This is a genomic window from uncultured Nocardioides sp. (assembly GCF_947489365.1).
Classification (GTDB): Bacteria; Actinomycetota; Actinomycetes; order Propionibacteriales; family Nocardioidaceae; genus Nocardioides.
The window spans coordinates 233631-259569 of sequence record NZ_CANLDB010000005.1 but is presented as its reverse complement, the minus strand read 5'-3'; the positions used below and the strand labels follow the sequence as shown (position 1 = coordinate 259569).

At 74.5% G+C, this 25939-nt stretch carries 21 protein-coding genes; 13 read left to right on the top strand and 8 right to left on the bottom strand.

Going from position 1 to position 25939, the window contains the following annotated elements; genetic code table 11:
* Window positions 1-429: 429 nt before the first annotated feature.
* Entirely contained in the window at window positions 430-2073 is a 1644-nt protein-coding gene (locus Q0858_RS15625; RefSeq protein WP_299056288.1) for a helix-turn-helix domain-containing protein, read from the top strand.
* Between the two features lie 85 nt (window positions 2074-2158).
* Window positions 2159-3007 carry a sulfotransferase gene (locus Q0858_RS15620; RefSeq protein WP_299056285.1) on the top strand — a complete coding sequence of 283 codons (849 nt, stop codon included), beginning with the start codon at window positions 2159-2161 and terminating at the stop codon, window positions 3005-3007.
* A gap of 261 nt (window positions 3008-3268) precedes the next feature.
* On the opposite strand, the gene Q0858_RS15615 is transcribed toward Q0858_RS15620, so the two are convergent.
* The 5 genes from Q0858_RS15615 to Q0858_RS15595 are packed head-to-tail and all read right to left on the bottom strand — an operon-like array spanning window position 3269 to window position 7874.
* A complete protein-coding gene (locus Q0858_RS15615; protein WP_299056282.1) occupies window positions 3269-4009 on the bottom strand; it encodes an ABC transporter ATP-binding protein in 741 nt (246 codons plus the stop codon).
* Window positions 4006-4809, bottom strand: a complete 804-nt coding sequence (locus tag Q0858_RS15610) for an ABC transporter ATP-binding protein (RefSeq protein ID WP_299056279.1) — start codon at window positions 4807-4809, stop codon at window positions 4006-4008. The genes Q0858_RS15615 and Q0858_RS15610 overlap by 4 nt, the downstream gene beginning before the upstream one ends.
* Complete coding sequence (locus Q0858_RS15605) at window positions 4806-5753, bottom strand: branched-chain amino acid ABC transporter permease (RefSeq protein WP_299056276.1); 948 nt, start codon at window positions 5751-5753, stop codon at window positions 4806-4808. The genes Q0858_RS15610 and Q0858_RS15605 overlap by 4 nt, the downstream gene beginning before the upstream one ends.
* Complete coding sequence (locus Q0858_RS15600; protein WP_299056274.1) at window positions 5750-6640, bottom strand: branched-chain amino acid ABC transporter permease; 891 nt, start codon at window positions 6638-6640, stop codon at window positions 5750-5752. Before Q0858_RS15600 ends, Q0858_RS15605 begins: the two co-directional genes overlap by 4 nt.
* A gap of 49 nt (window positions 6641-6689) precedes the next feature.
* Window positions 6690-7874, bottom strand: coding sequence for an ABC transporter substrate-binding protein (locus Q0858_RS15595; protein ID WP_299056272.1), 1185 nt, complete (start codon window positions 7872-7874; stop codon window positions 6690-6692).
* A gap of 169 nt (window positions 7875-8043) precedes the next feature.
* Here Q0858_RS15595 and Q0858_RS15590 point away from each other — a divergent pair, with 169 nt between their 5' ends.
* The gene (locus tag Q0858_RS15590; RefSeq protein WP_299056269.1) at window positions 8044-8439 is read left to right on the top strand and encodes a PaaI family thioesterase; all 396 of its coding nucleotides are present in this window, start codon (window positions 8044-8046) and stop codon (window positions 8437-8439) included.
* 174 nt (window positions 8440-8613) lie between these two features.
* On the opposite strand, the gene Q0858_RS15585 is transcribed toward Q0858_RS15590, so the two are convergent.
* Entirely contained in the window at window positions 8614-9339 is a 726-nt protein-coding gene (locus Q0858_RS15585; protein ID WP_299056266.1) for an alpha/beta fold hydrolase, read from the bottom strand.
* A gap of 35 nt (window positions 9340-9374) precedes the next feature.
* On the bottom strand, window positions 9375-10694 hold the full coding sequence (locus Q0858_RS15580) for an aromatic acid/H+ symport family MFS transporter (protein WP_299056263.1): 1320 nt from the start codon (window positions 10692-10694) through the stop codon (window positions 9375-9377).
* Between the two features lie 111 nt (window positions 10695-10805).
* On the opposite strand from Q0858_RS15580, the gene Q0858_RS15575 reads away from it, so the two are divergent.
* From Q0858_RS15575 to Q0858_RS15540, 8 genes are all read left to right on the top strand, one after another.
* The gene (locus Q0858_RS15575) at window positions 10806-12359 is read left to right on the top strand and encodes an FAD-dependent monooxygenase (protein WP_299056261.1); all 1554 of its coding nucleotides are present in this window, start codon (window positions 10806-10808) and stop codon (window positions 12357-12359) included.
* A gap of 8 nt (window positions 12360-12367) precedes the next feature.
* Entirely contained in the window at window positions 12368-14482 is a 2115-nt protein-coding gene (locus Q0858_RS15570) for an acetate--CoA ligase family protein (RefSeq protein WP_299056260.1), read from the top strand.
* Between the two features lie 10 nt (window positions 14483-14492).
* Window positions 14493-16175 (top strand): AMP-binding protein, encoded by a 1683-nt coding sequence (locus Q0858_RS15565; protein WP_299056257.1) that lies wholly within the window; start codon window positions 14493-14495, stop codon window positions 16173-16175.
* 1 nt (window position 16176) lies between these two features.
* The gene (locus Q0858_RS15560; RefSeq protein ID WP_299056255.1) at window positions 16177-17268 is read left to right on the top strand and encodes a cupin domain-containing protein; all 1092 of its coding nucleotides are present in this window, start codon (window positions 16177-16179) and stop codon (window positions 17266-17268) included.
* Entirely contained in the window at window positions 17268-18113 is an 846-nt protein-coding gene (locus Q0858_RS15555) for a fumarylacetoacetate hydrolase family protein (RefSeq protein ID WP_299056253.1), read from the top strand. The genes Q0858_RS15560 and Q0858_RS15555 overlap by 1 nt, the downstream gene beginning before the upstream one ends.
* Window positions 18113-18820, top strand: coding sequence for a maleylpyruvate isomerase family mycothiol-dependent enzyme (locus tag Q0858_RS15550; RefSeq protein WP_299056250.1), 708 nt, complete (start codon window positions 18113-18115; stop codon window positions 18818-18820). Before Q0858_RS15555 ends, Q0858_RS15550 begins: the two co-directional genes overlap by 1 nt.
* 315 nt (window positions 18821-19135) lie before the next feature.
* Window positions 19136-19951 (top strand): PaaX family transcriptional regulator C-terminal domain-containing protein, encoded by an 816-nt coding sequence (locus tag Q0858_RS15545; RefSeq protein WP_299056248.1) that lies wholly within the window; start codon window positions 19136-19138, stop codon window positions 19949-19951.
* Window positions 19952-20083: 132 nt separating this feature from the next.
* Window positions 20084-22576, top strand: coding sequence for a hypothetical protein (locus Q0858_RS15540; RefSeq protein ID WP_299056246.1), 2493 nt, complete (start codon window positions 20084-20086; stop codon window positions 22574-22576).
* 49 nt (window positions 22577-22625) lie between these two features.
* On the opposite strand, the gene Q0858_RS15535 is transcribed toward Q0858_RS15540, so the two are convergent.
* Window positions 22626-22895: a hypothetical protein gene (locus tag Q0858_RS15535; protein WP_299056244.1), complete on the bottom strand. Its 270-nt coding sequence runs from the start codon at window positions 22893-22895 to the stop codon at window positions 22626-22628.
* Window positions 22896-22959: 64 nt separating this feature from the next.
* On the opposite strand from Q0858_RS15535, the gene Q0858_RS15530 reads away from it, so the two are divergent.
* Both Q0858_RS15530 and Q0858_RS15525 read left to right on the top strand, forming a co-directional pair.
* Window positions 22960-23709, top strand: coding sequence for a TetR/AcrR family transcriptional regulator C-terminal domain-containing protein (locus Q0858_RS15530; protein WP_299056242.1), 750 nt, complete (start codon window positions 22960-22962; stop codon window positions 23707-23709).
* A gap of 123 nt (window positions 23710-23832) precedes the next feature.
* Window positions 23833-25881, top strand: a complete 2049-nt coding sequence (locus Q0858_RS15525; protein WP_299056240.1) for an ATP-binding protein — start codon at window positions 23833-23835, stop codon at window positions 25879-25881.
* Window positions 25882-25939 lie beyond the last annotated feature (58 nt).

The window sequence follows — 25939 nt, the reverse complement described above, 5'->3', positions numbered from 1 at the left end:
ACGCGGATCTAGCGCGGTCCTACGGCGCTCGGGAGCCCGCTGGTGCCGACTGGAGTGGCGAGATCACCGCGGAGGTCGCGAGGACGGGGTCTCGACGACGCGCGCTCGCTGCGCTCGCGTGCTGCTCGACCACCGGTGGTCGAGCGTGTCGAGACCCTCGCGGGGTCTCGTGGCCGCTCGCCAGGGTTCGCGACATCTCGACCACCGGTGGTCGAGCCTGTCGAGACCCGGTGAGGCGGAGCCCGCCGGTGCCGACTGGAGTGGCCAGATCACCGCGGACGTCGCCCGGACGGGTCTCGACGACGCTGCGCCCGCGTGCTGCTCGACCACCGCGGGTGGTCCACATCGTGCGATCGACCCTCCCGGAGCGGCGGCGTGCGCGAGTAGCGTGACCGAGGACACACCGGTCCGCCGGCGGGAGGGGGAGGCGTGACGACGACGCCCGAGCTGCGGCCGCCGATCGCGGCGTCCTGGCACCGCGCGCAGATCGCCGGCCTCGAGCCCGACTCGGCCCTGGAGGGCATCGACTACGACGACGTCGAGCTGACCGGGTCGCTGCTGTCGGCGGCGACGCCGGTGCTGGACGACCTCACCGAGCGGCTGGCGCACACCGGGTACGCCACCGTCCTCGTCGACCGGGACGGGCGGGTGGTGCACCGCGCCAGCGGGCAGCGGGCGGTCCTGAAGGCCCTCGACGACCTCGGCATCGGCATCGGGGCGTCGCTGCAGGAGGAGCGGGTCGGCACCAACGCGCCGGGGACCGTCGTGGAGACCCGCAGCAGCATCGTCGTCCGCGGCGACGAGCACTTCGCGCGGCAGCTGCGCGGCTACTCCTGCTACGCCCACCCGATCTTCCACCCCACGACGCGACGGATCCTCGGCGCGCTCGACCTCACCGCCCGCGTCGACGAGGCCAACCCGCTGCTGCCCCCGCTCGTCGAGCGGGCCGTCGCCGACATCGAGGAGCGGCTGCTGGCCGCCGGCAGCGCCTCCCAGGCGCGGCTGCTCGCGGCGTTCCGCGGTGCGTCCGTACGGCGGGGGGCCGTCGTCGCCGTGGGGCGTGACGTGACCATGTCGAACCAGGCGGCGCTGGACCTGCTCGAGTCCGCCGACCTCGCGCTGCTGCAGGCGGTGGCCCGCGACCCCGGCTCCACCCACTGCGCCGGCGGCTGCCACGAGGTCGAGCTGACCTCGGGGCTGCGGGTCCACGTCCGCGCCACCCCCGTCGACTCCGACAGTGCGCTGCTGGACGTCGAGCCCGCCGCCTCCACGCGCCGGGTCACCGGTCCGCGCCCGGCCGCCCCGCGCACCACGGCCGCGCCGGTCGTCCCGCAGCTGGTCTGCGGACCCCCCGGCTCGGGACGGACCACGGAGGCCCTGCGACTCGCCGCGGAGCGGTGCGGCCCCGGCGAGGCGGTCACCGTGCTGACCGCGACGAGCGCGCTGCTCGACGGGGCGGCGGCGTGGGCGCGCCACCACGAGTCCCTCGTCCGCGCGGGGGCCGGGGCGGTCGTGGTCGACGGCCTGGAGCAGCTCGACGACCCCCTGCTGGCGCTCGTGGGCGCGCACGCCGCGTCGCGGCGGCCGCCGTACGTCGTGCTCGTGTCGGCGCCCCGCGACGAGCTCACCGGCCGGGCGGCCGCGCTGGCCGCGACCTGCCTCGACCCGGTCGTCGTCCTCCCGCTGGCGCAGCGCGCCGGTGAGCTCGGCACGATCGTCGCCGCCATGCTGCGCGACCTCGGCGCGGACCCCTCCCTGCACCTCGTCCCGAGCGCCCTGCGGGTGCTGGCGGCGCACCCGTGGCCGGGCAACCTGGCCGAGCTGCGGGCGGTCGTGGCCCACGTCGCCGACCGCCGTCACGCGGGCGGCGCGACGGTGGACGACCTCCCCGAGGCCTACCGGGCCAGGGGACCGTCCCGGCCGCTCACGCCGCTGGCCCGGGCGGAGCGCGACGCCATCGCGGCGGCGCTGCGCGAGCACGGCGGCAACAAGCTGCGCGCCGCGCGGGCGCTGGGGATCTCGCGGACGACGCTGTACGCGAAGCTGCGCGCCCTGGGCATCACGGCCGACTGAGGCCCGGGCCGCGTCACGCCGTACGCTCGGGACCCACCGTCGTCCCCCGCGGCGGTCTCGTCCGCTCGCGCAAGGAGGGTGTCCGGTGGCCCAGGAGCCCGTCGGTTTCGGCTTCTCGATCGTCGGCGTGCAGAAGGCCGCGACGAGCACGCTCTACGACCTGCTCATCCAGCACCCGGAGATCGTCGCGGCGCCCAAGAAGGAGCGCCACTTCTTCGACGACAACCGGCGCGACTGGGAGAACGAGGACTACTCCTCCTACCGGGTCCGACCCCGCGCCGAGGGCGAGCACCTCGCCTGCGACGCCACCCCGTCGTACCTCTTCTGGCCTCAGGCGCTGCCCCGGATGAGCCGGTACGACCCGGCGATGCCGCTCGTCGCGTGCTTCCGTGACCCGGTGGAGCGGGCGTTCTCGCACTGGAACATGGACTACGTCCGCCGCCAGGGCATGAAGCAGTTCGGCCAGGCCGTCCGGATGGGACGCCGCGAGAAGCTGCCGCCCTGGGAGGACTGGAGGTTCCCCGCCCTGCGCCGCCGCAGCACCGTCGTCCGCGGGCTGTACGGGCTGCAGCTCGAGAAGGCCTTCGAGTCCTTCCCCCGCGAGCAGTGGCTGCTGCTGGAGTTCCGCGAGACCGTGGCCGACCTCGCCGGCACCTGCAACCGCATCGTCGACCACCTTGGGCTGGCGCCGTACGAGCCGCAGGAGCTCGACGCCCCCCGCAACGTCTCCAGCACCTCGGTCGAGGCCGAGCCGCTGGTCGCCGCCGACATCGAGGTCCTCGTCGAGGAGCTCGCGCCCGACCTGCCGCGCTTCGTCGAGCTGTCCGGGATCGACGTCTCCGCCTGGCCGACCCAGCAGCTCGCCGACGGCCGCCTGAGCCCCGCCGACATGGCGGACAAGCTCAACCGCAAGGCCGGCATCACCGGCCGCTGAGCCATCGGAGGTCGAGGTGCGAGGCCGGCCACGGCCGAGCCACGAGACCCCGCGACGAACCCAGGTCACCTCACCGGATCTCGTGGCTCAGTCGCTGCGCGACGCTCGCACCTCGATCTCCGGGGGACCATCGGAGGTCGAGGTGCGAGGCCGGTCACGGCCGAGCCACGAGACCCCGCGACAGACCCAGGGCACCTCACCGGATCTCGTGGCTCGGTCGCTGCGCGACGCTCGCACCTCGATCTCCGAGGCCGCGCCGACTCAGCCGATCCCGAGCAGCGAGCGGGCGCGGGCGCCGTCGGAGCGGAACTCCGCGGTCGTGGACTCGTGGACGATCCGGCCCTTGTTCATGACCACGACCCGGTCGGCCACCGAGAACGCGAGCCGCAGGTCCTGCTCGACGACCAGCAGCGCCATGCCGGAGCCGGCGAGGTCGCGGAGAACCTCCCCGACGGTCTCGACGACCGCGGGGGCGAGGCCGTCGGAGGGCTCGTCGAGCAGGAGCAGGTCCGGCGAGCCGAGCAGGGCGCGGCCGATGGCGAGCATCTGCTGCTCGCCGCCCGAGAGCTGCGAGCCCAGGTTGGTACGACGCTCGGCCAGGCGGGGCATGAGGGCGTAGACGCCGTCGACGGTCCAGGTCTGGCCGGTCCGGCCCTTCCGCTTGCGGGCAGCCACCCGCAGGTTCTCCTCCACCGTCAGCGGGGCGAAGACCCGGCGTCCCTGGGGGACGATCGCGACGCCGGCGCGGGCGACGACGTGGGGCTTGCGGCCGGCGACGTCGACCTGGTCGGCGCCGACGAGCACCTGCCCGGCGACCGGCCGGACCAGGCCCATCACCGTCTCGACGAGGGTGGTCTTGCCGACGCCGTTGCGACCGAGCAGGGCGACGGTCTCGCCGGCGGCCACGGTGAGGTCGACCTCGTCGACGACCCGGCTGCCGTCGTACCCGGAGACGAGACCGCGCACGGTCATGACGGGCGCGGCAGGAACAGGCGTGGTCATGCGCGGCCCCCTTCGGTGGTGGGGTCGGGGGCGTCGGTGAAGAGCGCCTCGCGGCCGTCGGCGGCGCCGAGGTAGGCCGCGTTGACCCCCGCGTCGGAGCGGACCTCCTCGGGGGTGCCGTCGGCGATCAGCCTCCCGGCGGCGAGGACGCTGATGCGGTCGGCGAGGCGGAACACGACGTCGAGGTCGTGCTCGACGACGACGGTGGTGATCTCGCGCGGCAGGCCCTCGACGAGCTCGAGGAAGCGGGTGGTCTCCGCCGCGGACATGCCCGCGGTGGGCTCGTCGAACAGCACGAGCCGTGGCTCGCAGGCGAGCACGAGGGCGACCTCGAGCTGGCGGCGCTCGCCGTGGGACAGCGACGACACCGGCTCGCGGCGTCGCTCGGCGAGGCCCACCTGCTCGAGCCGCTCCAGCGCCGCCGCGGCGACGCGACGGTCGGCGCGCGGGGAGGGCCAGGGCCGCAGGGGCCGACCGCTCTGCCGCTCGACCGCGAGCTTGACGTTGTCGAGCACCGACAGCCGCAGGAACAGGCTGGAGTGCTGGTAGGTCCGCACCAGCCCGGCGCGGGCGCGGGCGACCTCGTCGGCCGAGGTGATGTCGGTGCCGCCGAAGCGCACCGTGCCGGAGGTGGCCCGCGTGGCCCCGCCGAGCACCGAGAAGAGACTCGACTTGCCGGCGCCGTTCGGGCCGATCAGGGCGTGTCGCGACCCCTCGGCGACGGTGAGGGTGACGTCGTCGACGGCGGTGACCGCGCCGTACCGGAGCGTGAGGCCCTGGACCTCGAGCAGGGCGGTCATGCGGGCTTCACCGACGGGACCCGCCTCAGTCTCGAGCCCGCGATGCCGCGGGGCAGGGCGTAGACGGCCACGACGAACAGGACGCCGAGCAGCAGCTCGCCGTACCCGGCGACGTACGCCGCCAGCTCGTCGCGGACGACGATGACGACCGCGGCGCCCAGCAGCGGGCCCCACAGGGTGCCGGCGCCGCCGAGGACGACGCTCAGGAGAGCGATCGCCGAGACCGAGAACGCGAGGTCGCCGGGGGAGACGAACCGGTTCTGCGCCGTCCACGCCGTGCCGGCCGCACCGGCGACGGCGCCCGCGACGACGAACGCGGCGAGCTTGATCGCGTAGGTCCGCTGGCCCAGGGCGGGCAGGCGGCCCTCGGCCTCCCGGACGCCGCGCATCGCCCGGCCCAGCGGCGAGCGCGAGACGACGAGGGCGACGGCCATCCCGAGCAGGAAGACGGCGAGCACCCACCAGTAGACGAACCCGGCGATCAGCAGCGGCTCCCCGCCCGGCAGCACCGTGCCCGGGGGGATGCCCGCCAGGCCGTTGCTGCCGCCGACGGCGTCGAGGCCGTCCGCGAGGCGGTGGGTCAGCTCGCCGACGGCGAGGGTGACCATGAGGAAGACGATCCCCGAGGTCCGGACCACGAAGGCGCCGGTGACCAGGGCGGCCACGGCGGCCAGCGCGACCCCGGCGAGGAGCTGGACGGGGAGGTTGTCGGTGACGTGCACCCCGACCATCCCGGCGGTGTAGGCGCCGACCCCGAAGTACGCGATCTGGCCCAGCGACGGCAGCCCGGTGACGCCGGTCAGCAGGTCGACGGACACGACGAGCAGCCCGAAGGCGAGGATCCGCGTGACCAGCGAGATGGGGTACGGCGTCAGGAACAGCGGCAGCGCGACGAGCACCAGCACCACCGCGACGACGACGCCCGGGACGAGCGCGCGCCTCATGCGTGGCCCCCGGCGTGGGCGTACGGCGAGGGCAGCAGGCCCCGGGGACGCAGCAGCAGCACCAGGGCCATCGCCCCGAAGAGCAGGAACGACGCCTGCCCGGGCAGGAGGCTGACCCCGAGGGTCTGGACCTGCCCGACGAGCAGCGCGCCGAGCAGCGCCCCGCGGACCGAGCCGAGGCCGCCGACCACGACGACGACGAGCGCGAGCAGCAGCACCGTCGAGTCCAGGCCGGGCCGGGCGCCGAGGACGGGCCCGGCGAGCAGGCCACCGAGCGTGGCCAGGGCCGCGCCGACGCCGAACACGCCGAGCAGCACGACCTGGGAGCGGATGCCGATCGCCTCGACCATGCCGCGGTCGGCGACCGTGGCGCGGACGATCGCACCCGCCTGGGTGCGCTCGAGCACGTAGTAGAGCGCGAGCCCGATCACCACCGCGACGGCGACGACCGACAGGCGGTAGACGGGGTAGGGCCGCCCGAGGACGTCGACCGAGCCCGCCAGCGCCGCCGGGGCCGAGACCCGCTCGGGGTCGGAGCCGAACAGCTCCCGCAGGACGTCCGCCGCGATCAGGGCCACCCCCAGGGTGAGCAGCGCCTGCCGCAGGTGGTCGGTGATCGCGCTGGTCATCGCGGCCAGCGCGGCCCCGAGCAGCGCGCCGACCACGGCGGCCAGCAGCGCCGCGAGCACGAAGGCCCCGATCGAGGCTCCGTCCCCGACCAGCGCGACCCCGAGGTAGGCCCCGATCAGGGAGAGGCTGCCGTGGGCCAGGTTCAGCACGTCCATCGTGCCGAACACCAGCGACAGCCCCACGGCGATGAGGAACAGCAGTGCCGCCAGGGCGAACCCGTTGAGGACGCTGATCAGGTTGGCGTCGAGCCAGCCCATGGGTGGGTCTCTTCTCTGCTCGGGGTCTCGACCCGCCGGGGGCGAGCGGTCAGTTCAGCTCGCCCTGCACGACGTTGCCGGGGGCGCCGTCGACGTCCTCGACCTCGCGCAGGAAGTAGGTCTGCTCCGGGTTGTGGTCGTCGTCGAAGCTCCACGGGCCGCGGGGGCTGTCGGAGAACTCGCCGACCTCGCCGAGCGCGGCCGCGATGTCCGCGCCGCTGGTGCCGTCGGAGGTGGCCAGCGCCGCGTCGAGCGCCGCGGCCGCGTCGTAGGCCTGGACGGCGTACGTCGTGGGCTGGGCGTCGTACGCCTCGACGTAGGCGTCGACGAACTCGGTGTTCTCCGGGGTGTCCAGGAGGTTCGAGTAGTGCATCGCGGTCTGGACGCCGACCGCGGCGTCGCCCTGCGCCTCGAGGACGCCGCCCTCGGTGAGGAAGCCGGGGCCGTAGAGGGGGAGGTCCTCGGCGGCGCCGAACTCGCGGTACTGGGTCACGAAGCTGACGGCCTCCGCGCCGGCGTAGAAGGCGTAGATCGCGCCCGCGTCGGAGTTCTGCGCGCGGGTCAGGAACGGCTGGTAGTCCGACGTCGTCCCGAACGGCGTCAGCGACTCCCCGGCCACCGTGCCGCCCGCGGCCTCGAACGCCTCGCGGAACCCGGCCATGGACTCCTCGCCCGCGGCGTAGTCGGCGGCCATCAGGTAGACCGGCTCGTCGCCGACGTCCTCGGCGACCTGCTCGCCCAGGGAGGCGGCGATGCCGCCGTTGGTGAACGACGTCCGCCACACCCACTCGGAGCCGTCGGCGAGGTCGTCCGCGCCGGCGTTGGCGACGATCAGCGGGACCTCGGAGGAGGCCAGCCCCTCCTTGACGCCGAGCGCCGTTGCGGAGTTGACGATGCCCACGACGACGTCGGCCTGGTCCTGCGTGATGACGCGGGTGGTGGCGGGGACGCCGACGTCCGGGCCCTCGCCCTCGTCGGCCGTGACGACCTCGATCTCGCGGTCGCCGAGCATGCCGTCGTTCTGCTCGAGGTAGAGCTCCCACCCGCGGGTCATGTCGACGCCGAGCGGCTCGTAGACGCCGGACGCCGGGAGCACGAGGCCGACGGTCACGGTGTCGTCGCCGCCGTCCCCGGAGTCCTCGGACAGCGAGCCCCCGCCGCAGCCGGCGAGGACGAGGGCGGCGGTGGACAGGACGGCGGCCGGGGCGAGACGGCGGGAGGGCAGTGCGGGCACGGGTGGCTCCTGGGGCGTCGAGGTCTGCGAAGTGTGACGTGGGTCATGCGGGGCTGGTGGCCGAAAGGTTCTACACAAGTTGTGCGTTCGTCAAGTGATCTGTCACAGATAACGGTCGTGTCGTGACCTGTCGGACCGCCGGGGCCGCGGGTCGGTGAGGATGGGTCACATGAGCGAGCTGAACGGCATGCTGGGCCCCTTCGCGGAGTGGCTGGGCCTCGACCTGACGGAGGCCGGCGCCGACCGCGTCGTCGCCACCTGGGAGGCCCGCGAGGCGCTCCACCAGCCGTACGGGATCGTCCACGGCGGCGTGCACTGCAGCGTCGTGGAGACGCTCGCGAGCATCGGCGCCGCGCTGTGGCTCGGCGAGGACGGCCAGGTCGTCGGCGTGTCCAACACCACCGACTTCCTGCGCGCCACGAAGGACGGCCCCCTGACCTCGGTCGCCACGCCCGTCCACCGCGGCCGGCTGCAGCAGGTCTGGGACGTCACGACGAGCCAGGGCGACCGCGTGGTCTCCCGCGGCAGCGTCCGCCTGCAGAACCTCGCCGCCGACCACGTCTGAGCCGTCACGCTGACGGGGTTTCGAGGCTCGCTTCGCTCGCACCTCGACCACCGCTGGTTGAGGTGCGAGGAGCGCCGGCGACGAGCCTCGAAACCCGGTGAGGTGTGGTCGTGCGTCTCGCGGGGTCTCGAGGCTCGGTCGCTGCGCGACGCTCGCACCTCGACCAGCGTGGGCTCAGTCGGCGGCCCTGACCAGCGCCTCCGCGATGGCGGCGGGGGCGGTGAAGAGGGACTCGTGGCTGCCGACCGTCTCCACCAGGCGGGTGTCGGGGAGGCGGTTCGGGAACCGCGGGGCCCACGCGAACTCGCCCGGCGGGAGGGCGACGTCGTCCGGTGAGATGACGTACGACGTGGGCACGCCGAGGTCGCCGGGACCGGTGGTGACGGCGTCGGTGAACGTCGCGTAGGGGTGCGGCTTCATCAGGGAGTGGGCGAGGACCTGCTCCTCGGCGGAGGCGTCCTGCATGAACGCGCCCTGCCACACCTCGAGCGGCATGGAGACCGTGTTGTCGTCGGAGGCGGCGGAGAGCTGGCCGAAGAGGCCCTGGTAGTCGCCGGGCACGAGGTCGTAGAGCGACTCGCCGGCCTCGGGCACGAACGCCGAGAAGTAGACGAGCCGGGCCAGGCGGTCGCGCAGCCGCGGGGCCGCCTCGGTGAGCACCATGCCGCCCCAGGAGTGACCGACGAGGACGACGTCGCGCAGGTCGGCGCGCTCGACGACCCCGACCAGGTGGTCGACGACGTCGGACAGCCCGACGCCGCGCGGGTCGTCGTCCCCGAGGCCCGGGGCGGTGGGCTGCAGCGCGACCGTGTGGCCGGCGGCGCGGAGGTGCGCGGCGATGGGGTTCCAGCCCCAGCCGCCGTGCCAGGCGCCGTGCATCAGGACGAAGGTGTGCGACATGCGGGTCTCTCTTCTCGGGTGGGGGTGGGGCCGGGTCAGGACAGGGTGGAGCGACGGGGCACGGCGAGCAGCGCCGCCACGCCGAGCGCGGCCGCGAGGGCCCACACGGCGAAGTTGACGAGGTCGCCGAGCTCGGCGGCGACGAGCACGCCGCCGCCGTAGATGGCCAGGATCGCCCCGAGACGACCGAGACCGAGCGTGATCCCGAGCGCGCTCGCGCGGGAGGTGTCCGGGTAGTAGGTGGCGACGAAGCCGTTGACGAGGATCTGCGCCCCGATGGAGCCGAACCCGACCACGGCGACGAGGGCGAACATCACCGGCAGGCTCGCCAGGCCGGTGCCCATGAGGACGAGCGCGACGCCGGCCGCGGTGAACGAGACGACCGTGACCGGGCGGGGCCCGAATCGGTCCGCGGCGTACGACGACACGACCACGCCGACGACCGCGCCGACGTTGACGGTGAGCAGGAACGCGAGCGAGGAGTCGACCGAGTAGCCCGCGACGACCATCAGCTGCGGCAGCCAGGTCGACAGGCCGTAGATGAGGGTCTGGCCCGCGATCCCGGCGAGGCAGAACAGGACGGTCGCGACGAGCCAGCGGCCCCGCACGAGCGTGGCGAGCCGGTCGCCGGCGGGGGCGGGACCGTCCTTCGCGACCGCGGGGTCCGGCAGCCCGTAGGTGCGCCGCAGCTCCGCGGCCTCCGCGTGGCGCCCCTGCGCCGCGAGGTACGAAGGCGACTCCGGCAGCAGCCAGAACAGCAGCGGGACGACGGTCACCAGCGGCAGGGCGCCGAGCGCGAGCATCCCGCGGAAGCCGACCGTGTCGAGCAGCGCGAGCGCGGCGAGCGCGGAGGCGATGCCGCCGACGGCGTACCCGGAGAACATCAGGGCGTTGTTGGTGTTGCGGCGCTCGGGGCGGGAGTACTCGACCGTCAGGGCGATCGCGGTGGGGATGACGCCGCCGAGGCCGAGGCCGGCGAGGAAGCGGAAGGTGCCGAACCAGAAGGGGGACGGCGCGAGCGCGCTGGCCAGCATCAGGACCGAGAAGACGGCGACCGAGGCGAGCATGACCTTCCGGCGTCCGACGACGTCGGTGAGGTAGCCGATCGAGAGGGCCCCGAACAGCATGCCGAGCAGCGCGAGGCTGCCCACGCGGCCGGTGTCGACGGGCGTCATGCCCCACTCGGTGTAGGCGAGCAGGTCGGGGACGATCGCGCCGTACACGACGAGGTCGTAGCCGTCGAAGACGATCGCGACGAAGCAGAGGGCGATGACGACGCCGGGGCTGCGTCGACGCCCGCCGTCGGTCGCGGGCGTCGCGTCGGTCGCGTCGGAGAGGGCGGGGCTGGAGGTCATGCGGTGCTCCCGGGGGACGGGGTCGGTGTGGCGCAGACCATAACGCAACACATTTCGCACGTCCACCGTCTGTCTGTTGCACATGGGTCGGATCTGGCCTACGGTGAGGACATGGCCAGCCGCATCGCGATCGTCGGGGGAGGACCCGGGGGCCTGTTCCTCGCCGCTCTCCTCCGCACCCGCCGTCCCGACCTCGAGGTGACCGTCTTCGAGCGCAACGGACGCGACGACGCGTTCGGCTTCGGCGTCGTCTTCTCCGACGCCACGCTGCGGGCGATCGACGAGGCCGACCCGGTGCTGCGCGACGGGCTGCGCGACCACGGCGAGCACTGGGACCGCATCGAGGTCCGTCTCGCCTCCGAGGCCGGGGTGGCGACCCACGGCTTCTCCGGCAACGGCATGGCCGCCATCCACCGCCGCACCCTGCTGCGACTGCTCCAGGACAACGCCGAGCGGGCCGGCGCCGAGCTGCGCTTCGACACCGAGGCCCCCGAGGTCGACGTCCTCGCCGCGACGCACAACCTCGTGGTCGGCGCCGACGGGGCGAACTCGGCCGTCCGGGGCTGGCTCGCGGACCACGTCGACCTCGGCCACACCGTGGAGGAGGCGACCGCCCACTTCATCTGGTTCGGGACGACGTACCGCTTCGACGGACTGACCTTCCTGCACCGGGCCTCCGAGCACGGCCACTTCGCCGTCCACGGCTACCCGATCAGCGACGAGCTCGGCACCTTCATCGTCGAGACCGACCCGGACACCTGGGAGCGCGCCGGGATGGACCGGTTCGACGTCACCCAGCCGCCCGGCCCCTCGGACCTCGAGACGCAGCACTACCTCGAGAAGCTCTTCGCCGACGACATCGACGGGCACGGCCTGGTCGCCAACAACTCGCGGTGGGGCCGCTTCCGCACCCGCCGCACGCGGACGTGGCACTCCGCCTCCGCCGGGGCCAACGTCGTCCTGCTCGGCGACGCCGTCCACACCGCGCACTTCTCCGTCGGCTCCGGCACGAAGATGGCGATGGAGGACGCCGTCGTCCTGAGCGAGGTCCTCGCGGACGACGGCCTCGCCGACCTCCCGGCCGCGCTCACGGCGTACGGCGAGCGGCGGCAGCGCTCGGTCGGACGGATCCAGGACGCCTCCGTGCCGAGCCTCGGCTGGTGGGAGCGGTTCGGCCGCTACCGCGACGCGCTCGACCCGCTGACCTTCGCCTTCCACTTCTTCTCCCGCAGCATCGGGATCGACAAGATCGCCCAGCGCGACCCGGACCTGGCCCGCGACGTCCGCGAGGCCTGGCTCGCCGAGCACGGCACCCCCGCCCCGGCCACGCCGTGGACGGTCGACGGCGTCGACCTCGGACGCCGGCTCGTGCTCGCCGACGGCGCGATCGAGGACCCGGCCACCGGCCGCCGCGTGCCGGTCACCGAGGTCGTCGCCCCCGACGACGCGGCCGACCTCGGCGGCGCCGTCGACGGGCTGCCGGGCTCCGGCGTCGTGGCCGTCACCGGCGGGACGTCGTACACGCGCGGCGTGCTCGCCGAGGAGGCGCGGCTGTGGCGCGGCCTCGGCGCGGTGCTCGTGACCCCCGACGACGAGGCGCCCGACGAGGCGGCGCTCGAGACGCTGCTCCTCTCCGCCCGGACCGACGCGGTGGCGACCCGATGACCGAGCCGATGACCGACACGACGAGCACCCTGCAGCCGCTGCTCGACCCCGCCGCGATCCTGCTCGTCGGCGCCTCGACGGACCACGACAAGCTCGGCGGGGCGATGGCCTCCTCGCTGGCGTCGTTCGACCGGCCGGTCGCGCTCGTGAACTCCCGCGGCGGCGACGGGATGCACACCGATGTCGCCGCCGCGGCCGCCAGCCTGGGCGTCGTCCCGGACCTCGCGATCCTGTGCGTGCCCGCGGCCGTGTGCCCCGACGTGCTCGAGGAGTGCGCGCGCGTCGGCGTCCGCGCCGCCCTGGTCTGCGCGGGCGGGTTCGCCGAGGTGGGCGGCGAGGGTGTCGCCCTGCAGGAGCGGCTCGCCGACGTCGCCGCCCGCCACCGGCTGGCCGTCCTCGGACCCAACACCTCCGGCTTCGTGGTCCCCGCGGCCGACCTCCGGGCGAGCTTCGTGCCCGGGGTCGCCCGCGTCGAGGCCGGGTCCGTGGCCGTCGTCGCCGCCAGCGGCGGGCTGAACCACGCGCTGATGTTCGCCCTCGAGCGCGCCGGGCAGGGCGTCAGCCTCGCCGTCGGACTCGGCGCCGGCACGTCGGTCGGGGCCGTCGACCTGCTGCGCCACGCCGCCGCCGACCCCCGCACCCGGGCCGTCGCGCTGCACCTCGAGACCGTGCCGGACGGCGAGGCGCTGCTGGACGCCGTCCGCACCACGACCCGGACCACCCCGGTCGCCGCGCTCGTCGTCGGCGAGCACGACCTGGGGGACTTCGCGACGTCCCACACCGGCGCCCTCGCCACCTCCTGGCGCACCACCCGCGCCCTGCTGGAGCAGGCCGGTGCCGTGGTCGTGGACGACGAGGAGCAGCTGGTCGCCGTCGCCTCGACGCTCGCCGCCACGCGGCTCGCGCCGCACGCCGACCCGGGCGTCGGCCTCGTCACCGCCCAGGCCGGGCCCGGCCTGCTCGTCACCGACGCGCTGCTCGGTGCCGGCGTGCGGCTGCCGGAGCTCGGGGCCCCCGCGCGCGAGCGGCTCGCCGACCTGCTGCCGCCGATGACCCACCTCGGCAACCCCGTCGACACCGGCCGCCCCGGCCCGCGCCACGGCGAGGTCCTCACCGCCGTCGCGGACGACCCCGGCGTCGACCTCGTCGCCGTCTACGCCCTCGCGGAGCCGGTCGTCGACCTCCCCGCCTCCGTCGCCGCCGCCGACCTGGGCGACGCCTCCGTCGTCGTCGGCCTCGACGGCTCCGCCGACGAGGTCGCCCTCGGTCGCCGCGACGCCGCCAAGCGCGGGCTGGCCTGCCAGGTCGGGGCGCGGGGGCTCGTGTCCGGACTGGTCGGCCTCGTCGCCGACGCCCGCACCCGCCACCGCGCCACCGGGGACGCCGTCCCCGGCCGGTCGTGGTCCGGCGCGGTGGACGGACCCTGGGACGAGGCCCGCGCCAAGGACCTCCTCGACGCCCTCGGCGTCCCCACGCCCGCCCGCCGTGTCGTCACCGAGGACGGCGCCCGCGCCGCGCTGGCCGAGCTCGACGGGCCCGTCGTCCTCAAGGTCTGCGACCCCGCCGTCGCCCACAAGACCGAGGTCGGGGGCGTCGTGGTCGGTGTCACCGACGACACCCTCGACGCCGCCCTGGCGCAGGTCCGCGGACTCGGCGCGCCGCGGCTGGTCCTGGAGGAGATGGCGGGCTCCGGGCTCGACCTCGTCGTCGGCGCCCGCCGCGACCCCGTCTTCGGCCCCGTCGTGCTCGTCGGGGTCGGTGGCGTCGCCACCGAGGTGTACGCCGACGTCGCGCTCGCCGCCGTCCCCGCCACCCGCGCCCAGCTCGAGGCGCTGCCCGGCCGGTTGCGCGCGCGGGCGCTGCTCGAGGGCCACCGTGGTGGACCCGTCGTCGACCCCGGCGCGCTCGCCGACCTGCTGGCCGACCTCGGCCGGCTGCTGCTCGACCACCCCGACCTCGACGAGGTCGAGATCAACCCCCTGCGGGTCACCCCCGGCGTCGGCCCTGACGGCTGGGTCGCGCTCGACGCGCTCGTCGTCCCCGCCCCACCCCACGCCGCCCGCCCGTCGGAGGTCGAGGTGCGAGGAGCGCCAGCGACGAGCCACGAGACCCCGACAGTGTGAAGGAGTAGACGTGCCGCACCACACCCGCGACGGCGTCGTGCCGTGGCCGACCGAGGTGGCCGCCGGCTACCGCGAGGCCGGCTACTGGCTCGGTCGCACCCTCGGCGACCTGCTCTGGGAGGTCGCCGACGCCCGCGCCGACGAGGTCGCCCTCGTGGACTCCGCCGTCGAGCCCGCGACCCGGATGACCTACGGCGAGATGGTCGCCCGGGCCGACGCGGCGGCGCTGCGGCTGCTCGACCTCGGTCTCGAGCCCGACGACCGGCTGCTCGTGCAGCTGCCGAACGGCTGGGAGTTCGTCGTCCTCACCCTCGCCTGCTTCCGCTCCGGGGTGATCCCGGTGATGGCGCTGCCCGCCCACCGCCGCCACGAGCTCGAGCACCTCGCCGCGCTGTCGGAGGCGCGGGCGGTCGCCGTCCCCGGGGTCCTGCGCGACTTCGACCACCAGGCCCTGGCCCACGAGCTCGCCGCCGACCTGCCCGACCTGGAGCACGTCCTCGTGCTCGGCGAGCCGACCGGCGGCGCGGTCGACCTGGCGGCCCTGCTCGAGGCACCCGCCGACGACGCGGACCGCCGTACGACGCGGGAGGCGGTCGACGCCCTCGACCCCGACCCCGGTTCCCCGGCGTGCTTCCTCATCTCCGGCGGCACCACCGGCCTGCCGAAGCTGATCACCCGCACGCACGACGACTACGCGTGCAACGTCCGCGCCACCGCCGCGACCTGCGACCTCGGGTCGGACGACGTCTACCTCGGCACGCTGCCGGCGTCCCACAACTTCCCGCTGGCCTGCCCCGGCGTGCTGGGCGCGCTGCTGGTCGGTGGGCGGGTCGTCATGCTGCCCAGCCCGGCGCCCGAGCGCAGCCTCGCCACGATCGAGGCCGAGGGCGTCACCGTGTCGGCCGCCGTCCCCGCCGTCGCCCAGGCGTGGGTCGAGCACCGCCAGGCGAACCCCGGCGTCCACGACCTGTCGACGCTGCGGGTGCTCCAGGTCGGGGGCTCCCGCCTGCCCGACGCGTACGCCGCGCGGATCGGGCCCGTGCTCGGCTGCACGCTGCAGCAGGTGTTCGGCATGGCCGAGGGCCTGATCAACACCACCCGCCTCGAAGATCCCGACGAGGCCATCTGCTCGACGCAGGGCCGGCCGGTCCACGAGGCCGACGAGGTCCGGATCCTCGACCCGCTCGGCAACGACCTCCCGGACGGGCAGCCCGGCTCGATCGTCACCCGCGGGCCGTACACACCGCGTGGTTACTACCGCGCCCCGGACCACAACGCGCGGGCGTTCGTCGACGACGGCTGGTACGCCTCCGGCGACGTCGTCGTCCGCCGCCCCGACGGCAACCTCGTCGTCCAGGGCCGCGACAAGGACATGATCAACCGCGGCGGGGAGAAGATCTCCGCCGAGGAGGTCGAGACGCTCGTCTACACGATGGAGGCCGCCGACATGGTCGCCGCCGTCTCGATGCCCGACGAGCGGCTCGGCGAGCGACTGTGCGTGTACGTCGTCCCGAAGGCGGGCCGCGAGGTCACCCTGGAGGCGATCCGCGACCACTTCGGCGCCTCGGGCGTCGCGGCGTACAAGTGGCCCGAGCGGCTCGAGCTCGTCACCGCACTGCCCATGACCAAGGTCGGCAAGATCGACAAGAAGGCGCTCCGCGAGCGCCTGACCCTCACCACCGCAGGGAGCTGAGATGACCGGCAACAACATGACCGCCCCGCCGCCCACCGAGGAGGAGGCCGCGCAGATCGAGGTCCTCTACAAGGACTTCGACGCGGAGAACCTCGTCCCGCTCTGGACCGAGCGCGAGGGCCTGATGCCGATGAGCCCCGAGCCGCGGGCCGTGCCGCACGTGTGGCGCTGGGACACCCTGCTGCCGCTCGCCGAGCGCGCCGGGGACCTCATCCCCGTCGGTCGCGGCGGCGAGCGCCGCGCGATCGCGCTGGCCAACCCCGGCCTCGGTGGTCGCCCGTACATCACGCCGACGCTGTGGGCGGCGATCCAGTACCTCGGCGGTCACGAGGTCGCGCCCGAGCACCGGCACACCCAGAACGCCTTCCGGTTCGTGGTCGAGGGCGAGGGCGTGTGGACGGTCGTGAACGGCGACCCGGTCGCGATGCGCCGCGGCGACTTCCTGCTCACCCCGGGCTGGTACTTCCACGGCCACCACAACGAGACCGACCAGCCGATGGCGTGGATCGACGGTCTCGACATCCCGTTCGTGCACTACACCGACACCGGGTTCTTCGAGTTCGGCTCCGACCGGGTCACCGACGAGTCCACCCCGGACCGCTCCCGCTCGGAGAAGCTGTGGGGCCACCCCGGCCTGCGGCCGCTGTCGCAGCTCGAGGACACCGCCGCCTCGCCGATCGGCGCCTACCGGTGGGAGCACACGGACGCTGCGCTCGCCGAGCAGCTCGAGCTCGAGGAGGCCGGCTTCCCGGCCACCGTCGAGCAGGGCCACGCCGCGATCCGGTACGTGAACCCGACCACCGGCGGTGACGTCATGCCGACGATCCGCGCCGAGTTCCACCGCCTGCGCGCGGGCACCACGACGCGCACCCGTCGTACGTCGGGGTCGCAGGTGTTCCAGGTCTTCGACGGCGCCGCCGAGGTGCTCCTCGGGGATGAGCGCCAGCACGTCGAGCGGGGCGACATGTTCTGCGTGCCGTCCTGGGTGCCGTTCGGCATGACCAGCGAGGACGGCGTCGACCTGTTCGGGTTCGGCGACGGCCCCATCGTCGAGCGGCTGTCGCTCGACCGCACCCACGTCGAGGAGGTCTGATGCGGCTCGTCACGCTCCGTACCGGTGCCGGCACCGTCGCCGCCCGCCAGGACGACGACGGCTCGGCCCGCGAGATCCTCGACGTCCCGGACGTCGGCGCCCTGCTGGCGGTGCCGGAGTGGCGCGAGCGCGCCGAGGCCGCCGACGGGCCCCGTCACGACGCGGGGTCCCTCGACCTCGCGCCGGTCGTCACCAACCCGAGCAAGGTGCTGTGCGTGGGGCTGAACTACGCCTCCCACATCACCGAGATGGGCCGGGACCTGCCCGAGCACCCCACGCTCTTCGCGAAGTACGCCGACACGCTGGCCGGCCCGTACGACGACCTGCCGCTGCCGGTCGGCGACGAGGAGGCCCTGGACTGGGAGGCCGAGCTCGTCGTGGTCATCGGGAAGACGTGCCGTCGCGTGTCGGAGGCCGACGCCGCCGACGTGATCGCCGGCTACACGGTCGCGAACGACGTCTCCATGCGGTCGTGGCAGTTCCGGACCAAGGAGTGGCTGCAGGGCAAGATGTGGGACCGCTCCACGCCCGTCGGGCCCGCCCTGGTCACCGCCGACTCCTGGTCGCCCGGACCCGACGTCTCCTGCGCCGTCGACGGCGAGACGATGCAGAAGCACGCCACCTCGGACCTGGTCTTCGGGCCCGAGGCGCTCGTCGCGTACGCCTCGACGATCATCACGCTGCGCCCCGGGGACCTGATCCTCACCGGCACCCCCGGCGGCGTCGGGCACGCGCGGGACCCGCAGCGCTACCTCGTGCCCGGCAACGAGGTCACGACGGCGATCGAGGGGCTCGGCGAGCTGCGGAACCGCTGCGTCGCCGACCCGGCCGACACCACCGCCTGATGCCGGCGCGCTCCGACCTGGCCACCGACCCCGGGGTCCTCGCGGACCTCGCGGCGGTGCGTCTGGGTACGGCGTACTTCCGGCGGGCGCTGCTCCACGTAGCGGACGACGACCTCGCCGGCCCCAGCCTGCTGGACGGCTGGAGCCGGGCGGCGCTGGTCGCGCACGTCGGCTACAACGCCCGGGCACTCGCCCGCCTGGTGGAGTGGGCGGCGACCGGGGTCGAGAACCCGATGTACGCCTCGCCCGAGGTGCGAAACGAGGAGATCGCCTACGGCGCCTCGCTGCGCCCGATCGCCCTGCGCAACCTCGCCGAGCACGCCGCGATCGACCTCGACGTCCGGTGGCGGGACCTGCCGGACGAACGGTGGTCGTGGACCGTCCGCACCGCCCAGGGCCGGGAGGTCCCCGCCTCGGAGACGGTGTGGATGCGGATGCGGGAGGTGTGGCTCCACGCCGTGGACCTCGACTCCGGCGCCCGCGTGCGCGACGTTCCCGCGCCGGTCCTCGAGCGGCTGCTCCGCGACGTCGTCGGGATGTGGTCGCGCCGCGACGCGATCGAGGTCGCCGTCGTCGCGGACGACGTCCAGGTCGGCGACCCGTCGTCCGCCCAGCGCGTGGTGAAGGCGTCCCTGCCCGACGCCGTCGCCTGGGCCACCGGCCGCGGCACCCTCCCCGGCGAGGACCCCGCCCCCCGCTGGCTGTAGGAGGCCGAGTCGGCCCGAACGCACCTCTCAGGGACGCCGAGTCGGCCCGAACGTGTGTCCTGGGGGTGCCGAGTCGGCCCGAACGTGTGCCCTGGGGGTGCCGAGTCGGCCCGAACGGGTCTCGACGACGCGGACTCGCCGGCGCTCGTCGGCTGCTCGACCACCGGTTGCCGGTGCTCGTACTGCGTGCGTTCGGGCCGACTCGGCGCTCGTGCGGCGTGCGTTCGGGCCGACTCGGCGCTGGTACGGCGTGCGTTCGGGCCGACTCGGCGGCTGTGCGGCGTGAGTTCGGGCCGACTCGGCTTGGATGGGGGGATGGCCACGCCCCGCTCGCTGATCCTGGACCTGTTCGGGGACTACCTGCGCTACACCGACGCCGAGGTGCGCCTGGGGCACCTCACGAGCCTGCTCGGTGACTTCGGGGTGGCGCCGGCGACGGTGCGGGTGACGCTGTCGCGGCTGCGGCGCGAGGGGTGGTTCACGTCGCGCCGGGAGGGCCGGGAGACCGTCTACACGCTCAGCGACGAGATGCTCGGCGTCCTCGACGAGGGCCGCCGGCGGATCTTCGCGCCACCCGCCGTCGCGTGGGACGGCGGGTGGACGATGGTGATCTACCAGCTCTCCGAGGCGGAGCGGGCCGAGCGCGACGAGCTCCGCAAACGCCTGGCGTGGCTGGGGTTCGGCAGCCTCAGCACGTCCACCTGGCTCGCGCCGGGCGAGCGGACCGCCGAGGTCGACGCCCTCGACGCCGTACGGCGGACCGACCGGGTCGACGTCCTGCGCTGCCGCTCGCGGGGGCTCGAGCACGACCGCGACCTCGCCCGCCGGTGCTGGGACCTCGACGACCTCGCCACCCAGTACGACGCCTTCGTGGCCCAGCACCGTGACCTCGAGGGGCGCGCCGGTGACCTGACCGGGGCCGACGCCCTCGTCGCCCGCACCGACCTCATCGCGACCTTCCGACACTTCCCGTTCCTGGATCCCCGCCTGCCGGAGCAGGTCCGCCCGGACGGCTGGCCCGGTGAGGAGGCGCACCGCCTGTTCGCCGACGTCCACCGGCGCCTGGGCCCGCCCGCCCGCGAGCACGTCGCGGCCGTCGTCGGCCGGTCGATCGAAAGTCCCGACGTGTAACAACTTTTCGGTGCACGATTGTCAAAGTGTCATGTCGGATCTAGCGTGGCATCCGTCACGACGGGGCTCCGGCCTCTCAGGACCCGCGCATCGGGGCGCGGGCGACCGGAGCCGTCGTGCGCGGAGGACCTCATGAGACACCGTCGCCCCGGAACCGGAGCGCTGGCCGCCGTGCTGGCCGCCGGGCTCCTCGGGACCGCCCCGGGTGGGCCGGCCACCGCCGCCCCCGTCGGCGCTCTCGCCCAGGACGCCCCCACCCCCGAGGAGGTCGGCCCCGCGGGGCCCGACGTCCTCCGCGCCGGGCCCGTCGACGCGCCCCAGCTGCAGAACACGGGCATCTGGGACGCGGACCCGATCGGGATCTGCATGACCAGCGCCTACCGGGCGGGCGAGTACGTCCACCAGGGCTGCGTGTACGACGACGAGGGCGGCGGGCCGCAGTACCGCTGGCCCAACGACACGCTGCTGCGCGGGTACACCTACCCCGAGGCCGCCGACTACCGGCGCAACGCCGCGGACATCCTCGAGGCCCGGATCCAGCCCGTCGACGGCGGCACCGCCGTCCGCGTCACGATGAACACGATGGTCGACCCCGACCTCACCGGCCTCACCCTCGCGCTCGGCGACGCCGAGGAGCGCTCCGAGGCGCCGTTCGGCTCGAACACGGTCATGCCCGCCGAGACGTACGTGACGGTCAACGGTGAGAGCTCGGTCATCACGGACGCCGCGACCCGCGAGGACCTCGGCTCCGCCGACGTGACCGTGGACCTCGAGCGCCGCCAGGTCCAGATCGTCGTCCCCGACTCCGCCTTCGACCCGGGCGAGCGCACCGACGTCCCCGTCCGGCTCGCCGCCGGGTTGTGGGACGCCGAGGCCGACCGCTACCTGGAGCCCACCACCACCGCGACCGAGACCCAGCCCGGCGGTGCCGAGGTCGGCGACGACACGCCCTCGGTGTTCTTCGACTCGGCCTTCCGCTTCGACGAGCCCTTCGAGGCGCCGTACCGCAACGGCCTGCAGCGCCGCGCGATCAACCGTGGCGACCTCACCGACTTCGTCGCCGAGGTCGACTTCGCGAAGCTCGCCGCCGGCGAGGACGACGAGAGCGGCGTCCCCACCTCGGGCTACATGACCCGGGTCTTCGCCACGAAGTCCGAGAAGGCCCAGGGCCGGCGACTCCCCAGCGACCCCGGCGGCCCGCCGGCCGGGTCCGGCACCCAGCAGGGCGGCCTGCAGACCGGCACCGGCGAGGGCAGCGAGGGCGCCAGCCTCCAGTTCGGCTGGGTCTGCCGCGACGACTGCGTCCCGGACCTGCCGGGCCGGATGCAGCGCTACATGGTCTACGTCCCCGAGCAGGAGGCGCCTGCGACCGGCTACCCGTCGCTGGTGTGGACCAACGGCTACGCCCTGCGGCCCGAGGACGACGTCGCCGGACCGCGCGACCTGTACCGCTCCTTCGCCGACGAGGCCGGCGACCCGACGATGGTCATCGACGTCGACGCCCGCGGGAACGACCAGTGGTTCTACGGCGAGTCGGGCTCCACCGTCTTCGAGGCGCTGGCCGACGCCCGGCGTCACTACGACCTGGACGTCGAGCGCACCGCGGCCGGTGGCTTCTCCTCCGGCGCGTACGGCGCCAACAAGCTGTCGCTGCAGTTCCCCGACGTGTTCAGCAAGGCCTTCATCTGCGACGGCCTCGACCTGGCGGCGTCGTTCCCCGGCGCCAACGGCGTCGCCGACGGCCTGCCCGCCGACACGCTGACCAAGCACGAACCGGGCTCGCAGATCAGCGCGCTGCTGCCGAGCCGGCGCAACCAGCCGGTGATGGAGTGGGCCGGGGTCAACGACGACTTCATCCCCTACAACATCACCCGCAAGCGCGCCGACCTCTACGCGCAGGGCCACTACGACTACCGCTTCGTCAGCTGGGTCGGCGCCGCCGCCGAGCACCTGGTGATGTGCAAGAACGGCATGTGGGACCTCGCGACCGAGTTCCTCGACGACGAGCCCCGCGCGGTGGACCCGCACCACGTGTCGTACGTCCGCAACCCGATGATGGACGACCCGGAGGCCGGGCTCGTCGGTGACCGCGCCTACTGGGTCTCCGACATCGAGACCGACCAGCGGGCGCTGGGCCAGGTCGACGTGGAGAGCCGCGGGCTCGGGGTGGACGACGCCCCGACCGCCCCGGCGGCCGCCTCGGCGGACGTGCAGTCCGGGACCTTCTCCCCGGTGAACCCCTACCTGCTGGAGCAGCGGGACACCACCACCGTCCCGACGCCGGTGCGCGACGAGCTGGAGATCACCGCGGCGAACATCCGCGCGATCACCGTGGACGTCGAGCGCGCCGGGGTGACCTGCGACGTGGACGTCACGGCCCGCACGGACACCCCGCTCGAGGTGACGCTGCTCGGCTGCGACGAGACCCGCAACCTGCCGGCCACCCAGGAGCCGGCCGGCGAGCCCGACGACGGGACCCGTCCCGACCTGCTCGCGCCGCTGCGGGAGGGCCCGCCCGAGGGTCTGCCGATCCCGCCCGAGGTGGGCAACCTGCCGGTGCTGCCCGGGCTGTCCGGGCTGCCGCCGCTGCGGTTCCCGCCGAACCAGGAGAACCCGACGCCGTGACCGGACCCCCGCTCTGACCCCCACGGCGCCAGGCAGGCTGGCCGCGATCTCAGTCGAGGTCGCGGCCGGTCCTGTGCCCGGGCCAGCCGGTGGGGATCCGCCGGCGCACCCCGGTCACGAGCCGCCGCAGCGGCGAGCGTCGTACGACGATGACCCGGCGCGGTGCCGTCGGTGTCGCGGGCCCGCGCCCGTGCCGCCGGTCGACGTCGGCCAGGGCGGCTTGCAGGGCCACCGGGTCGCCCCCCACGTCCGGGTGGTGGCGGCGTACGGCGGCCCGCCGGTCCCGTCGCCACGCACGCTCGTCGGGGGACTCGGTCATCGCTCCATCCTTGCCCACCCGCCCCGGGCTCCCGATACGGTGGACAGGTCGAGAGGGGGTCGTCATGGGTTCCGAGCGCGAGTCCGGTGCCGACAGCACCCCCGACCCGGACGTCTCGCTCCTCGCGGGCGCGGGTCTGCCGTCCGCGCGGGTGCCGCTGGACCGGGACCGCATCATCGAGGCCGCCGTCACGTTCATCGAGGCGAACGGCCTGGCCGGGCTGTCCATGCGGCGGCTCGGTCGCGAGCTCGGCGTGGAGGCGATGTCGCTGTACCGCTACGTGCCCGGCAAGGAGGACGTCCTCGACTCCGTGGTCGAGAAGATCATGGGGACGATGGCCGTCGACCCCGAGGTCCGGTCCTCCCCGGAGGACGGGTGGCAGGACTTCCTGCAGCGCCTCGCCCACGGCGTACGACGGGTGGCCCTGCAGTTCCCCATGTGCTTCCCGCTCGTCGCGTCCCGGCCTCCGGAGGCTCCCTGGCTGCGCCCGCCGCTGCGCGACCTGCGGTGGGTCGAGATCTTCCTGTCGTCGCTGATCGCCGAGGGCTTCACGCGACCGGCCGCCGTCCAGGCGTACCGGGCGTTCACCGGCTTCCTGCTCGGCACCCTGCTGCTGGAGGTCGCCGGCCGCGGGGCCGACGTCGGCCCGCTCGACGTCGTGGACGACGGCTCCGTCCCGGCGGGCAGCCTCGCCGAGTTCCCGACCGTGGCCGCCCTCGCCGACCCGTTGAGCGAGGACCACATGGCCGCCGAGTTCGAGGAGACCCTCGAGACGCTCCTCGACCGGCTCGCCCTCATGCGCGCGGAGGGCTGAGGACCTCCCGGAGGCGCCGGCACCGGTGGCCCCGAAAACGCTGACGTGGTCGCCCCGGCTGGCTTTACTCTGACGGTGTCGCACCTCTCGGGCCCTGGTGCGTGGTCTGGACCGGAGGTGCAGGTGCACGACGAGCGAGCGCTGCGGCCCTCAGCGCCGGTGGTCCCCGCCTGGACCTTCTGGTGCTTCGCGGCGGCGTACGTCGTCCTGGTCGTCGTGGGTCGATCCACCGCGGTGGCCGACCGCGGCCCGGCCCTGGTGTGGCCGGCGGCGGGCGTCGGGGCCCTGTGGCTGCTGGTTCGGCCGGGCGCGGGGTGGGCAACGGCGGCGATGGCGGGGATCGGGCTGAGCAGCGCGGTGCTGCACCTGCTGACGGGTGCCTCGCCCGGGATGGCCGCGGCGGGGACGACGGCCGCCCTCGCCCAGCCCGTCGTCGCGGTGGCGGCCCTGCGTCGCTGGTGCCCGTCGCTGCTCGGCGCCGGTGGCGACCGGACCATCGCCGACCCGGCCGTGCTCGCCCGCGTCGTCGTCGTGGTGGCGGGCTCCACCCTCGCGGGGGCGCTGGCCGCGGCGGCGGCCCTGACCGTCGCCGGGGAGACGCCGACGGCGGTGTTCGTGGCCGTCTGGTGGGGCCGCAACCTCGCGGGGATGCTGCTGGTGGCCACGGCCGGGCACCTCCTGCTCCACGCGGTGCTGACCGGGAGGCGGGTGCTGCCGCCGCGGCGGCGCCTCCCCGAGCTGGGCCTCGTCGTCCTCGCCGCGGTGGCGGCCTTCGGGATGATCGACCTCGACGGCGGTCAGCCCCTCGCGTTCCTGCTCATCGGCACCAGCGTCTGGTGTGCGCTGCGGTTCCCGACCGTGGTGGCCGCAGCCCAGGTGCTGCTCACCGGGGTGCTGGCCTTCGGGCTGGTCGCCCTCGGCCGCGGACCGCTCGACGGTCCCCCGAGCGACCTCGACGCCCTGACGATGCAGGCGTTCCTCGTCACCCTCCTCACGATCTCCCTCGCGATCGGCAGCAGCCGCGACCAGCGGGACGCCGTCCTGGCCGAGCTCGAGACCGCCCGTCGCGAGGAGGGACGACGCGCGCAGTTCCTGGAGACCGTGAACGACGTGATGGCCGAGGGCATGGTCGTCCTCGACGCCGACGCCCGCGTGGTCCGCACGAACTCCGCCGCCCGCGAGATCCTCGACCTCACGCCCGCCGGCACGCGCGACGGCGTGCAGGCCGCCGACTACGTGGTCACCGCCCCCGACGGCCGGGTGCTGGACCCCTCCGAGCACCCGTCGGTTCGGGCCATCTCCGAGGGACGGGTCGGTCCCGAGGACATCGTGCTGCAGCTCGAGGACGGCACCCGCCGCACCCTGTCCGTGACCGCCGACCGGCTGGCCACCGAGGACGGCGCCGCGGCGGGCTCGGTCGTCGTCTACCGCGACGTCACCGACGAGCGCCGCCAGGCCGACCAGCTCGCCGAGTTCGCCGCCACCGCCGCGCACGACCTGCGCAACCCGCTGACCGCGCTGCGGGGCTGGATCGAGATGGCCGCCGAGACCGACGACCCGGTCGCCCTGGCGGGTCTCGACCGCGCCCGGGTGGCCGCCCTGCGGATGCAGGAGCTCATCACCGACCTGCTCCACCAGGCGTCGGCCGAGGGCGGCCTGCTGAGCGCCGCCGACCTGGAGGCCGTCCCGCTCGACCTCGCGGTCGACGACGTCGTCCAGTACCTGACGGACGTCGCGGTCGTCACCCACGCCGACGAGTTGCCCGTGGTCTCCGTGCACCCCGAGATGCTCCGTCAGCTCCTCACCAACCTGCTCGGCAACGCCGTGAAGTACGTCGAGCCCGGGGTCCGACCCGAGGTGGTCGTCAGCGCCCGCCGGGTCGGCGACCGCGTTGCCGTCGAGGTCCGCGACAACGGCATCGGCATCCCCGAGGACGAGCGCAGCCTCGTCTTCGAGCGCCTCCACCGCGCGCACGCCACGGACGCCCGCTACGACGGCACCGGTCTCGGTCTCGCGATCTGCAAGACCGTCGTCGTCCGGCACGGCGGCCACATCGAGTGCCGGCCCGCCCCCGGCGGCGGCACCGTCTTCGCCTTCGACCTCCCCGCCGCCGTCCCCGACGTCCCGACCGTCGCCCCGCAGGTCGGCGGCGCGGACCTCGAGGAGGCCTGAGACCTCCACCCAGGTGGTCGAGCAGCCGACGAGCGCAGCGAGTCCGCGTCCGGTCCAG

Bases quoted from the DNA above. Each gene is read 5' to 3' on its own strand.
- Q0858_RS15615 (WP_299056282.1), bottom strand. From the start codon at position 4,009: ATGACCACGCCTGTTCCTGCCGCGCCCGTCATGACCGTGCGCGGTCTC.
- Q0858_RS15610 (WP_299056279.1), bottom strand. From the start codon at position 4,809: ATGACCGCCCTGCTCGAGGTCCAGGGCCTCACGCTCCGGTACGGCGCG.
- Q0858_RS15605 (WP_299056276.1), bottom strand. From the start codon at position 5,753: ATGAGGCGCGCGCTCGTCCCGGGCGTCGTCGTCGCGGTGGTGCTGGTG.
- Q0858_RS15600 (WP_299056274.1), bottom strand. From the start codon at position 6,640: ATGGGCTGGCTCGACGCCAACCTGATCAGCGTCCTCAACGGGTTCGCC.
- Q0858_RS15590 (WP_299056269.1), top strand. From the start codon at position 8,044: ATGAGCGAGCTGAACGGCATGCTGGGCCCCTTCGCGGAGTGGCTGGGC.
- Q0858_RS15585 (WP_299056266.1), bottom strand. From the start codon at position 9,339: ATGTCGCACACCTTCGTCCTGATGCACGGCGCCTGGCACGGCGGCTGG.
- Q0858_RS15580 (WP_299056263.1), bottom strand. From the start codon at position 10,694: ATGACCTCCAGCCCCGCCCTCTCCGACGCGACCGACGCGACGCCCGCG.
- Q0858_RS15575 (WP_299056261.1), top strand. From the start codon at position 10,806: ATGGCCAGCCGCATCGCGATCGTCGGGGGAGGACCCGGGGGCCTGTTC.
- Q0858_RS15570 (WP_299056260.1), top strand. From the start codon at position 12,368: ATGACCGACACGACGAGCACCCTGCAGCCGCTGCTCGACCCCGCCGCG.
- Q0858_RS15560 (WP_299056255.1), top strand. From the start codon at position 16,177: ATGACCGGCAACAACATGACCGCCCCGCCGCCCACCGAGGAGGAGGCC.
- Q0858_RS15555 (WP_299056253.1), top strand. From the start codon at position 17,268: ATGCGGCTCGTCACGCTCCGTACCGGTGCCGGCACCGTCGCCGCCCGC.
- Q0858_RS15550 (WP_299056250.1), top strand. From the start codon at position 18,113: ATGCCGGCGCGCTCCGACCTGGCCACCGACCCCGGGGTCCTCGCGGAC.
- Q0858_RS15545 (WP_299056248.1), top strand. From the start codon at position 19,136: ATGGCCACGCCCCGCTCGCTGATCCTGGACCTGTTCGGGGACTACCTG.
- Q0858_RS15540 (WP_299056246.1), top strand. From the start codon at position 20,084: ATGAGACACCGTCGCCCCGGAACCGGAGCGCTGGCCGCCGTGCTGGCC.
- Q0858_RS15535 (WP_299056244.1), bottom strand. From the start codon at position 22,895: ATGACCGAGTCCCCCGACGAGCGTGCGTGGCGACGGGACCGGCGGGCC.
- Q0858_RS15530 (WP_299056242.1), top strand. From the start codon at position 22,960: ATGGGTTCCGAGCGCGAGTCCGGTGCCGACAGCACCCCCGACCCGGAC.